The organism is Traorella sp. mt218, assembly GCF_055420025.1.
Map to the genome: position 1 here is coordinate 22,819 of NZ_JBVAYM010000022.1, position 11,819 is coordinate 34,637.

The 11,819-nt window shown below is 38.2% G+C and carries 12 protein-coding genes; 7 read left to right on the top strand and 5 right to left on the bottom strand.

Features of this window, described 5'->3' with window-relative positions; all coding sequences use genetic code 11:
• The first annotated feature begins 54 nt into the window (after positions 1–54).
• Positions 55–570: a ferritin gene (locus ACZYT3_RS10330; protein WP_294561540.1), complete on the top strand. Its 516-nt coding sequence runs from the start codon at positions 55–57 to the stop codon at positions 568–570.
• Positions 571–628: 58 nt separating this feature from the next.
• On the opposite strand, the gene ACZYT3_RS10335 is transcribed toward ACZYT3_RS10330, so the two are convergent.
• The 4 genes from ACZYT3_RS10335 to nrdD all read right to left on the bottom strand — a co-directional run bounded on the left by ACZYT3_RS10335 (position 629) and on the right by nrdD (position 5,863).
• Complete coding sequence (locus ACZYT3_RS10335; RefSeq protein WP_464088593.1) at positions 629–2,317, bottom strand: FAD-dependent oxidoreductase; 1,689 nt, start codon at positions 2,315–2,317, stop codon at positions 629–631.
• Between the two features lie 111 nt (positions 2,318–2,428).
• Positions 2,429–3,139, bottom strand: coding sequence for an HAD family hydrolase (locus tag ACZYT3_RS10340; RefSeq protein WP_464088594.1), 711 nt, complete (start codon positions 3,137–3,139; stop codon positions 2,429–2,431).
• 77 nt (positions 3,140–3,216) lie between these two features.
• Complete coding sequence (nrdG, locus tag ACZYT3_RS10345; protein ID WP_464088595.1) at positions 3,217–3,708, bottom strand: anaerobic ribonucleoside-triphosphate reductase activating protein; 492 nt, start codon at positions 3,706–3,708, stop codon at positions 3,217–3,219.
• A gap of 1 nt (position 3,709) precedes the next feature.
• Positions 3,710–5,863, bottom strand: coding sequence for an anaerobic ribonucleoside-triphosphate reductase (nrdD, locus tag ACZYT3_RS10350; protein WP_294561544.1), 2,154 nt, complete (start codon positions 5,861–5,863; stop codon positions 3,710–3,712).
• A 112-nt stretch (positions 5,864–5,975) separates the two neighbouring features.
• On the opposite strand from nrdD, the gene ACZYT3_RS10355 reads away from it, so the two are divergent.
• The 6 genes from ACZYT3_RS10355 to ACZYT3_RS10380 all read left to right on the top strand — a co-directional run bounded on the left by ACZYT3_RS10355 (position 5,976) and on the right by ACZYT3_RS10380 (position 11,224).
• Entirely contained in the window at positions 5,976–6,605 is a 630-nt protein-coding gene (locus ACZYT3_RS10355; RefSeq protein WP_464088596.1) for a Crp/Fnr family transcriptional regulator, read from the top strand.
• An 84-nt stretch (positions 6,606–6,689) separates the two neighbouring features.
• Entirely contained in the window at positions 6,690–7,691 is a 1,002-nt protein-coding gene (locus ACZYT3_RS10360) for a hypothetical protein (protein WP_464088597.1), read from the top strand.
• A gap of 128 nt (positions 7,692–7,819) precedes the next feature.
• Positions 7,820–8,668 (top strand): MerR family transcriptional regulator, encoded by an 849-nt coding sequence (locus ACZYT3_RS10365; protein WP_464088598.1) that lies wholly within the window; start codon positions 7,820–7,822, stop codon positions 8,666–8,668.
• Between the two features lie 99 nt (positions 8,669–8,767).
• Positions 8,768–9,793 (top strand): NAD(P)H-dependent amine dehydrogenase family protein, encoded by a 1,026-nt coding sequence (locus tag ACZYT3_RS10370; RefSeq protein WP_294561548.1) that lies wholly within the window; start codon positions 8,768–8,770, stop codon positions 9,791–9,793.
• A gap of 343 nt (positions 9,794–10,136) precedes the next feature.
• Positions 10,137–10,679 (top strand): chromate transporter, encoded by a 543-nt coding sequence (locus tag ACZYT3_RS10375; RefSeq protein WP_464088599.1) that lies wholly within the window; start codon positions 10,137–10,139, stop codon positions 10,677–10,679.
• A complete protein-coding gene (locus ACZYT3_RS10380) occupies positions 10,676–11,224 on the top strand; it encodes a chromate transporter (protein WP_464088600.1) in 549 nt (182 codons plus the stop codon). The genes ACZYT3_RS10375 and ACZYT3_RS10380 overlap by 4 nt, the downstream gene beginning before the upstream one ends.
• A gap of 100 nt (positions 11,225–11,324) precedes the next feature.
• On the opposite strand, the gene ACZYT3_RS10385 is transcribed toward ACZYT3_RS10380, so the two are convergent.
• The coding region (locus ACZYT3_RS10385) for a MurR/RpiR family transcriptional regulator (protein WP_464088601.1) at positions 11,325–11,819 on the bottom strand (495 nt) is incomplete at its 5' end.

Consider the following 11,819-nt stretch of genomic DNA (forward strand, 5'->3'; position numbering starts at 1 on the left):
AAATTGACAACATTCAAAATCGAGTTATACTTAAGATAAAGAGGAGGTATTTATATGTTAAATGAAAAAGTAAGTGCTTTATTGAATGATCAGATCAATAAAGAATTGTATTCTGCCTATCTGTATCTTGATTTTTCGAATTATTATAAGAACAAAGGTTTGGATGGTTATGCAAACTGGTTTGACATTCAGGCAAAAGAAGAGATGGATCATGCGATGCTGTTTATGAAGTATCTTCAAAACAATGATCATGCAGTGACCTTAGAGGCGATCGCAAAGCCGGACAAGGAGCTAAAAGAGTTTTCTGATGCTTTGCATGCGAGTCTTGAACATGAACGTTATGTAACTTCTTTGATTCATCATATTTATGAAACAGCTGCTGATGTGAAAGATTATCGAACGATGCAGTTTTTAGACTGGTTCATTGATGAACAGGGAGAAGAAGAAAAGAATGCCATGGATATGATTACCCGGTTTGAATTGTTCGGTACGGATCCAAAGGGCCTATACATGTTAGATAACGAGTATAAGTCACGTGTTTATTCAGCTCCTTCCTTAACATTGGATTAGTTGAGAAATAACAAACAAAAAAATACAGGGATCAATAGTGATTCCTGTATTTTTCATGTTAATTGAAATTATAAGCAGTTACGATAGGTTTGCGATTTTTGCTCACATCATTAAAGTATTCATATAAACAGATGCCGAGGAAACTTCCTGAAATATTATATACATTTTTATATCCATAGCCCTGTAAAGCCATGACGGCATTATAGCTTCTCTGAGCGCTTCGGCAGTGTAAATAGACAGGACGATCCTTAGGTATCTCATCCATGCGTTGCCGTAACTGGCTAAGCGGTATATTGATTGCGGAAACAAGGTGTCCCTGTGCGTATTCGCCTTCTTCACGGACATCAATAATACAAGCCTGGTTTTCCACCAGCTCTCTTACCTTATCGACATGAACTTGGGAAAAACGATTTTCTAATAGATTGCCTGCAACCAGACCGGCATAGTTGACAGGATCTTTGGCAGTTGAGAAAGGTGGTGCATAACAAAGCTCCAGATCCTTTAGATCATCAATCGTTCCGTTAAATTTGATAAGCGTTGCAATCACATCAATTCGTTTGACTGCTTCACCTTTGGAAATGGCTTGTGCACCGAGGATTTTTCCCGTAGGAACTTCAAAGATCAGTTTTAAATGTAAGGGATAGCTATGTGGCATGATGCTTACCTTATCCTGAGGTATGATATAAACAAAATCATAGCTAAATCCTAATGCCTCACATTGGGCAGCATTCAAACCGGTACAAGCGGCCTGATAGTCAAATACCTGAATACAGCTCGAACCGATATACCCGTGATTTCTTACGGCATGACCGTAGATATGATCCGCAGCAGCGCGTGCTTCTTTCTGGGCAGGACCGGCAAGTGAAAGCATCATAGGCTGATGGGTCAGCGCATTAAACACTTCGATGGCATCACCTACGGCATAGATATCAGGATCGCTGGTACAGTAATTAGCATCCACTTTGATTGCCCCTCGCTCATTCAACAATAGCCCGGCTTCTTTCGCAAGCATCGTATCGGGACGTACGCCAAGAGCCAGGATCACGGCTTCACTTTCGACAACTTTTCCTGATTCAAGAAGCACATTTGAATCATTAAAACCAATGGCTTTATCATTTACGACCAGCCGGACCCCTTTATCCATCATTTCTTTATGCAGGATCTGTACCATATCATAATCATATGTACGTAATATCTGTGGCATTGCCTCAATAAGCGATACTTCATATCCGGCATGGATCAGATTTTCACATACTTCGACACCGATAAAGCCACCACCGAGGACAGCAGTCTTCTTGACCTTGTTTTCCTTTAGAAATGAATAAAGCCTGGATACATCCGCCACATTTTTCACTACAAATGTATGGGCCTTTTCTATTCCGCTGATCTTAGGTACGATAGCACTGGCTCCGGGAGCAAGAATGAGCTTATCATAGCTTTCTTCAAAAGTTTCTCCACTGATTAAATTTTTAACACAAACCTTCTTTTCATTTCTGTGAATGGATAAGACTTCATGATTCGGACATGCCTGGATGTTATATTGATGGGCAAATCTTTCAGGTGTCATCATGATAAGCCTTTGGTCACTGTTGATCTCATCACTTAGACGATAGGGAAGAGCACAATTTGAAAAAGAAACATGAGGGCCTTTTTCAAACATGATGATCTGTGCATGTTCATCAAGACGTCTTATGCGGGCAGCGGCACTTGCACCGCCGGCCACACCGCCAACTATTACAATTTTCACTTTATTTCCTCCTTAAATCCTTATTTATAATTATATTCTAAAGGAAAATAAAGTGTCAACGAATATACCTGGCAGAAAAAAACAGTGTGATCACTGTTTTTTTCAGATAGTTTATTTGACTTCAGGAAGTCCTTCTGCAAATGAAAGAAAATCCTGACTGCTTCCTTTCCATCGGCACTTGATTTCAAGATTGTCATGATTCAGCATATAATCCTCAACCAAATATAAAGGAATGCCCAGTGTTTCGATAACACCATCTTCTTTGACATCATTACCAACCATCATGCATTGGTTGACATCCAGATGCTGACCTTGGATAACTTCTTGATAATAGTTAACAGAGGGTTTACTAAATGAAGAATTTTCATAGGTGGTGATCCATTCGAAATCGTCCGGATCAAGTCCGGCCCATCGAACTCTTTTTAAAGTGGCAACGCGTGGAAACAATGGATTGGTTGTCAGGTATAAACGATATCCTTTTTCCTTTAAAAGCTTAGCAGCTTTGATCATATTTTGACTTTGGATACCACTGTTGATCTTATCAAAAACATTTTCATAGAAATCATAGAATTCAGGTTCAATTTCATCTTGAGGGATCTGGGTTGCTTCTACAAATGTTTCCCAGAAAACTTCTTCATTCGTACGACTGCCATCATTTCTTACCATCGCCATCGTACCTTTTAAGATGGCATCAAGGATCATCTTTCCGTCACGATTATTTTCGTTCATGGTCTGCATGATCAATCCAAAGTATTTTTTTGTAAATTCTTCGACATCCATTGGAAGCAAGGTTCCATCTAAATCAAATAAAATCGTATTCATTCTTTCACCTCGTCTTGTCTATTATAACGGTTTTGCATTCATTTGTATAGAAAAACTGACAGGAAATATACTTCCTGTCAGTCTGTAAATAATACTATTTTATTTTCGTTTAATGATGCCTGTACATCAATGACCCGCTGGTTGGAAGAGCCACGCCATTTTAAGCGGAAGTCATGAAGCTCGTCCTTGTATAAACCATCTACCAGCACATCGATATGATGAAGGACCTCTTTATCTTTCAAATCTTCAAACAGATATCCCGTCCATGACCAGATCGATTTATTCGGATATCTTTCTTTAAAGGCTTTGGCAAGCGCACAGGTTCCGTCAATATTGATCGGATGCATCGGTTCGCCACCTAAGATAGATAAACCGACGATATTGTCAGATTCGGCTAAGGATAAGACCTTTTGGATGGTCTGTTCATTAAATTCACTGCCACCTTGAAAATCATGGGTTTCGGGATTGAAACAGTTTGGACAATGAAAGGCACAGCCTTGCATAAAGATCGAAACTCTGACACCGGGACCATTGGAAATATCCATTTTTCTTATTTTCGCATATCTCATACTATGCATCCTTATTGTCTATATGCAATACTCTTTCTTTGATTTCCTGGGTTCTTCCTTTGTTCCAGAAGTTGCTGCCGATATAACCGCAAGTCCTTCTTGCAACATTGAGCTTATCATGATCACGGTTACCGCAGTTTGGACAATACCATTCCATATTGTCATCAATGAGGATTTCACCATCATAGCCACATACCTGGCAATAATCGGATTTAGTATTTAATTCTGCATACATGATATTATCATAGATGAACTGGATGATCTGCAGAACGACATCGATGTTGTTTGTCAGGTTAGGTGTTTCTACATAAGAAACAGCTCCTCCCGGACTTAGCTTCTGGAATTCACTTTCCAGTTTCAGCTTAGTGAAGGCATCGATTTCTTCGAATACCGGTACATGATAGGAGTTGGTGATGTAATCACGATCGGTAATGCCGCGGATCTTGCCGAAGCGATCTCGTAAGCATTTCGCAAACTTATAGGTCGTTGATTCGATCGGTGTGCCATAGACGCTGTAATCAATGTTTTCAGCCTCTTTCCATTCCTTACACTTATCATTCATCTTCTGCATGACTTCAAGACCGAATTCTTTTCCTTTACCATTATCCGTATGGCTATGACCTGTCATATATTTGACACATTCATATAAGCCGGCATAACCTAAAGATATCGTTGAATATCCGTTGTGCAGCAAATCATGGATGCTGGCTCCTTTTGGAAGACGGGCAAGAGCACCATGCTGCCAAAGGATCGGAGCAGCATCTGAAGTGATGTTGCTTAAGCGTTTATGACGGATCTGTAAAGCCCGATGGCACAGCTCCAGACGTTCTTCAAATATCTTCCAGAAAAGCTCTGGATCTTTTCCGCTGGATAAGGCTACATCGACCAAATTGATCGTGACCACGCCTTGATTGAAACGTCCATAATATTTTGGCTTACCGTTTTCATCAGCATAAGGCGTTAAGAAAGAACGACAGCCCATGCATGGATAGCAGGCGGCATTACCGTTTTTGTCAACCTTTAATTCTTTCATGACCTTTTCGGAAATATAATCCGGTACCATACGCTTTGCCGTACACTTTGCAGCCAGCTCAGTCAGATACCAGTATTTGCTTCCTTCTCGGATATTGTCTTCTTCAAGGACATATAACAGTTTTGGAAAAGCCGGGGTAATATATACATTCTTTTCATTTTTCATGCCCTGTGTACGCTGCTTCAGCACTTCCTCGATGATCATGGCCAGCTCTTCTTTATATTCATCTGTTTCACCTAAGTAAAGGCAAACACTTAAGAAAGGCGCCTGTCCATTTGTCGTTGTCATGGAATTGATCTGATACTGGAAAGTCTGCACACCATCTGTGATTTCTTTTGCCAGATCTTCTTTCGCAAATTTAACGGCCTGCTCATCATCAAAACCACGGTTTTTGTACTTCTTCAGATAATAGTTATAACTATCCCTGACAAAAGGTGCCAAATGTGTCATCGTGATCGTGGCGCCGCCATACTGGCTGGAAGAAACAGCTGTGATCAGCTGGGTCGCAATCGTCATGGCCGTAAGGAAACGATGCGGTTTTTCAATCATGACCCCATTGATGTTCGTACCGTTTTGAAGCATATCTTCTAAATTGATCAGATCGCAGTTGTGTAAAGCGTTTTGCGCAAAGTAATCAGCATCATGGAAATGAATGATTCCTTCATCGTGAGCCTGGACGATATCTTCAGGCAATAAAAAACGACGTGTGATATCTGTGCTGGTGATCCCTGCCAGATAATCTCTTTGAGTTGTTACGACTTTTGCGTTCTTATTGGAATTTTCACTGTTCCAATATTCACTTTCTCCTTCAATGAGCTCTTTGATCGCCAAATCGGTCGTATTTGCTTTTCGTACTAATTCACGCTTGTAACGATATGTAATATATTTTTTTGCCAAGGCATATTTTCCCAAAGCCATTAATTTAATTTCGATGATATCCTGGATATCCTCTACTAAGATTCTTTTTTTATTTAAGCTTTCGATATATTTGATGATCGCGTTGATCTGCTCTTCACTTACACGATCCTCCTCTCTTACCTCTGCGTTGGCCTTACCGATCGCAACGGCAATTTTCTCAGGAAAATAATCGACAACATGCCCATCTCTCTTAATAATTTTCATAATCTGTACCTCTTTTTTTCGTGTATATATAGTTTATCATAATAAAAAAAGATATACTGTTGCATTTGCAACAATATTGAAAACGTGATATGATTTTTTTGAAGGTGATAAGATGGCACTCGACATATTTAAAAAAATAGATCCTGAGGATAAAACTTTATTATTAAAGGATTTAGAGGCAAATATAGTATATTTCGAGAAAAATGACAGCATATCAGCGATAAGGTTGAATCAGGTCATAGGAATCGTGAATGAAGGTTATATACAGATCGTTAAGAGTGATTATTATGGTAATAATGTTATTATAGAAGAATTATATAAAGATTCGGTCTTTGGCAGCAACATTTCCTTTTCGATCAATGAAGGGTGTGAGATTCTGGCAAAAGAGGACAGTGAGATCTTACTTTTTGATATGGCTGCTGTTCGCAACCTTTCAAATGATAAAGAATATCACTATCAGTTTCTGTTGAACATTTCGGAGATATTTATGGGAATCATAAGTCAACGCAATGAAAGGATCCGCATTTTGACCAATAAAACGATTCGTAATAAGCTTTTGGAGTATTTTGATATATTGTCGAAAAAAACAGGATCCAGAATGATCCGGCTTCCTTTTTCATATACGGATATGGCCGATTATCTGGCAGTAGATCGAAGTGCGATGAGCAGGGAATTAAAAAAACTGAAGGAAGAAAAGATCATTGAAGTAAAGTCACGGAGAATTACGCTGTTAAACAGATAGCGATGAAAAAATTTTTATTTTTTGAATTATTTTTGGGAAAAATGACGATTGACTGCATATATAAGAGTAGGGAGGTACTCATTTATGCATCAAAAGATTCTGCTCGACCAACATTTCAAGAATATCTTAAGGAGCAAGCTGGTCCTTGCTTATATCATGAAGGACAATCTTGATGAATACGCAAACTCTTCTATTGGTGAAATCATGAAATGTATCGAGCCTAAAGGAGATGTCCCTTTACATACACACCTTATTTCCGGACATCGAAATGAAAATAATGAAGATGACGTCAGTGTCGTTTTCGATTCGCTCATCTATGCATCCCTGCCCCATGATGACAAAAGAAAAATCGCTATGATCATCAATCTGGAGGCCCAGGGAGAATTGAAAGGAAGAAGCCATGTCTTAAGCAGGGCCAACTATTACAATTCCCGCAATGTATCAATGCAGGTGGAAGAGGTGTTCAATCATGCACAGTATGACGATATCGTAAAGGTGGTATCGATCTGGATCGTCTTTAATGCGCCAAAGCACAAGCAAAATTGTATCAATCGTTATCGGATGGTGGAGGAACATATCATCGGGAATGCGTGCGAAGAGGAAAAATATTTTGATAAGCAGCAGATCATTGTGCTATACTTAGGATGTAAGGAAAACGAAAAAGTATCGATGAATATCCTAAGAATATTGGCGGACCAAGGGATGAATTATGAAACGAAAAATCAAGCATTAAAGAAGTATAATTTCAGGCTAAAAGGAGGACTGGCGAAGGAGGTAAGAAGCATGTGCGATTATGGAGCCTATGTGGAAGAGATGTGTATGAAAAAAGGTATGAAAAAAGGTATGAAGGAAGGTAGGAAAGAGGGCATAAAAGAAGGTAGAAAAGAGGGCATAAAAGAAGGTATAAAAGAAGGTATAAAAGAGGGCATGAAGGAAGGCATGGAGAGAGGAAGACAGGAAGGATTCTATACTTCCTTGTGTTCGCTGATGGAGAATATGAAGATCAATCTGCATGATGCCATGAAGCTATTGAACATTCCTGAAAGTGAATATGATAAGTATATGGAATTGATGAATCATTCGTAAATGTTTTTGTGTTTTTTAATATCATGAAATAAATCTTCGCAGAAAATGATGCGAAGATTTTTTTGATGCTGGAATTGATTTTTATTTCATGTTAAACTCTATATATACATTAGAGTTTTGGAGGAATTATGAAGGAAGATTTACTATCGATCGGAAAAATGGCAAAGTTGAATCGGGTATCGATCCCTACCCTGCGTTTATATGATGAAATGGGTTTGCTGAAACCGCGATATGTCGATCCGGACAGCGGTTATCGATATTATGATATTCATCAGAATGCGCGACTGGATATGATTGCTTATATGAAAGAATTAGGTATGAGCCTTTCGGAAATCGCAGAGGCTTTTCAAAAGGAAGATCTGGATATGATCGAATCTTTGCTGGTCCAAAAAAGCGAACAGATCCATGAACAGATTCGTCAGTTAAAAGCACGCCATGATGCCGTTGATCGGGCCATCATGTCGATAGAGCGTTATCGCAAATCGCCCTCTACCGGTACGATATCGCTTGAATTTATCGATCAGCGCTATATTTGGGGCATTCCTTGTTCTTCCAATTTCTACAACAGTGATATCAGCAGTTATGAAAAAGTATTATTAGAGCTGCGGGAAGCTTTAGAAAAGAATGAATTCAGACAGATACATTCTTATAATGTCGGTACTTCAATTACCAAGGATGATTATATTCATGATCGTTATATTGCGAATCAGATCTTTATTTTTACGAACCGTCATGATCAAAACTCCCATGTCCATCTGCAAGTTATCGAAAGTGGTATGTATGCCTGTATCTATTTGGATCGATATGATGATGAAATTATGTATGCGGAAAAGCTGAAGCAGTTCTGTGAAGAACATCGATATCAGATTGCCGGTGATTATATCTGTGAAATCATGACAGAGTTTAATGTCTTTGACAGTGAACAGAGAAGCATGTTTATGAGGCTTCAGATTCCTATTAGTTTCCTAAAAAGATAAAAAATTCACAAATTCTATTGACTCTCACCTTAGATGATAGTTTAAACTAAAGTCATAAGGAAAAGCTCCTGCAATGATCAGGAGAAGGAGGTTAATTTTATGGAGAAAATTAAAGTAGTTCAGTATGGTTGCGGTAAGATGGCGAAATATACGCTTCGTTATCTTTATGAGCATGGTGCACAGATCGTTGGTGCTATCGACGTCAATCCGGCAGTAGTTGGACAGGATGTTGGTGATTTTGCTGGTCTGGGCGTTAAGACAGGTGTTCTTATTTCTAATGATGCCGATAAGGTGCTTGATGAATGTGATGCTGATGTGGCAATCGTTACCTTATTCAGCTTTATCAATGATATTTATGATCATGTAGAAAAGTGCGTATCTCGAGGTATCAATGTAATCACAACTTGTGAGGAAGCAATTTATCCTTGGACAACATCAGCTGCTCAGATCAATCGTTTGGATGCATTGGCAAAAGCTCATAATTGTACGATTACCGGATCGGGAATGCAGGATATTTTCTGGATCAATAGCGTGGCGATGATTGCCAGCGGTTGTCATAAGCTGACAAAGATCAAGGGAGCTTACAGCTATAATGTTGAAGATTATGGTTTAGCTTTAGCGAAGGCTCACGGATGTAATCTGACGAAAGAAGAATTTGAAGAAACGATTGCTCATCCGACTGAATTTGAACCTTCTTATGCTTGGAATGCCAGTGAAGCTCTTTGCAGCAAACTTGGATTAACGATCAAATCAATCACTCAGAAGCATGTTCCTTATACAAGTGATCATGATGTATATAGTGAAACTTTGGGTGAAACGATCAAGGCCGGTAAATGTATCGGTATGTCAGCAGTCGTAACAATTGAAACGATGCAGGGCATTACGATTGAAGAAGAAACAATCGGTAAGGTATATGGACCGGAAGATGGTGATATGTGTGACTGGTGGCTGACAGGAGAACCGAATACAGAATTCCACGTTGTCAAGCCGGCAACGGTTGAACATACTTGCGCAACAGTTGTAAATCGTATTCCATCATTACTTAAAGCACCTAGCGGATATGTAACCTGTGATCAGCTTGAACCACATTCATATCTGACATATCCGATGGAGTTTTATAAATAAGATATGTTTTAGATGACAAGCAAGGCAGAGAAATCTGCCTTTTTTTATGTGTGAAATATATGTTTATTTTACATAATGTATATATAAATAATTTTGAAAGATAAATCAGTAAAAAAATAGATAATAATATCTGAATATATGAATATGCCTTTTTATAGGCTTTTTTTATGATAATACTTATTTTTTTTAATAAATTTATATGTTTAAATGTACGTATAAATAATTAAATATACGAATAAATATTTTGACAATGCTAGCACCATAGAGTATAATTTGAAATAGCTGAAATCCAAATACTGTTTTGTTGGAGTAGGATGTTTTTCTGACAGAAAGGGTGAAAATGATGAAAGATTATCTTGATTTATTTCTTATCTTTTCACGAATCGGTGCAGTTACCTTTGGCGGCGGTTACGCAATGCTTCCTATACTGCAAAAGGAAATCGTGGAAAATAGAGGCTGGGCAAGTGAAGAGGAAATCATGGATTATTATGCCATCAGCCAGTGTACTCCGGGTATCATTGCCATCAATACATCTATCTTTATCGGATATAAGTGCAAAAAAGAAATGGGAGCTTTGTGTGCAGCGTTGGGCATGGTTTTCCCATCGATCGTTATTATCTTATTGATTGCCATGTTCTTAAGCAATGTCATGGCATATCCGATCGTTCAGCAGGCCTTCAGAGGTGTACGTGTTGCGGTTGGGGTTCTTGTCGTGAATGCAACACTGACCCTTTTTAAGAAAGGCGTTGTTGATGTAAGCACGCTCATCATCTTTGGAATTGTTTTTGTAGTTTTAATGTTTTCATCTCTATCACCGATTCCGGTAGTAATTGGATCAGCCATTATCGGTATTATACTCAAGGCTAGAAAGGGGAAGAGAGCATGACGCTGCTGACACTTTTTATAGAATTTTTCAAGATTGGATTGTTTTCAGTAGGTGGAGGACTTGCAACCTTACCGTTTCTTTATGAACTGGCAGATAAGTATGACTGGTTTACACGAGTAGAACTGATCGATATGATCGCTATTTCTGAAAGTACACCGGGACCGCTAGGGGTCAATATGGCTACTTACGCAGGATATAATGCAGCAGGGATCATAGGTGGTGTGGTTGCGACGATGGGGATCGTTGTTCCGGCCTTGATCGTGATTATATCAATATGTAAGGTATTGGATAAATTTAAGGATAACAAATATGTAAATGCAGCTTTTTATGGAATAAGACCGGCAGTGGCAGCGTTAATATTCGTATCAGCATGGGATGTGATAGAATCGACCTTGTTTCATGTAGACAAGACAATGTTAGATTTTTTCAACTGGCCGGCATTAGGATGCTTTGCTCTTATATATTTTTTACTGGTAAAATACAACAAGCATCCAATTCTTTATATCGCATTAGCAGCATTGATTGCTATTTTTATACCTTTATAAAATAAAAAATGTACGAGTATGGAATTACGATATTCCTGTTCGTACATTTTTATTAATTGGTCCTCAGTGTATATTCGTATAGAAAAGTAATAATGGGGTCTTAAAGATCTCCTTTTTGTTTTGCTGTGGCATAATCATAAGTGATTTCCCTTGATTTCATAATTTTATTTTTATCTTGGAGATATACACCGGTATTAATTAAATCAGCTACATACATTTGAACGATTTGCGTAATCATATTTCCACTGGTAACCGGTCCTTTGATAAATTTGATTAGAATCTGGTAATCACTGATCTTAGCTAAAGAAGAAACGATTGAAGAGGTGATGCATAGAAATTTAATATTATTTTCTTTTAAAATCTTTGCACAATATAGAACATCACTTGTTTCTCCGCTATTGCTAAATAAGATAGCAAAATCATTTTTTTTCATTTCATTCAAATAAATAAGCTGAAAATGATTATCCTTTAGATATATACCATTTAATCCATTTCTTAAAAATCTCATGGCACATGCTTCAGCAGGAATACCTGAATTACCAACACCAATACATAATATCTTATTTGCTTTTAAGATTAATTTAGAAACTTCTTC